The 278-nt window shown below is 28.1% G+C and carries 1 protein-coding gene; it reads left to right on the forward strand.

The window, feature by feature from the left end:
* Positions 1–58 precede the first annotated feature (58 nt).
* A partial coding sequence (locus AAEZ06_RS27170; RefSeq protein ID WP_350617183.1) for a hypothetical protein occupies positions 59–278 on the forward strand: 220 nt, incomplete at its 3' end.

The following is a 278-nucleotide window of genomic DNA, read 5'->3' on the forward strand; positions in this document are numbered from 1 at the left end:
GTCTGATAGTGAATTATTCGAGATTTTTTCATTAACTCAAATCCATAAAGATAGTAGCGTGACATACGAAAATATATTATCTTCAATTGTCGATGGTAGTAATGATGGTGGTATCGACTCCATTATGATTTTTATTAATGATGAATACATAGATAATATAGATAATTTAGATAACTTCAATTTTACTAACAAAACTAATGCTAAATTCATTATTTCGCAATGTAAGAAAGCAAGCTCCTTCAAAGAAGGTATAATTGACAAACTTATCACTACAGTTC

This window comes from Pseudomonas sp. HY7a-MNA-CIBAN-0227 (genome assembly GCF_040310325.1).
Classification (GTDB): Bacteria; Pseudomonadota; Gammaproteobacteria; order Pseudomonadales; family Pseudomonadaceae; genus Aquipseudomonas.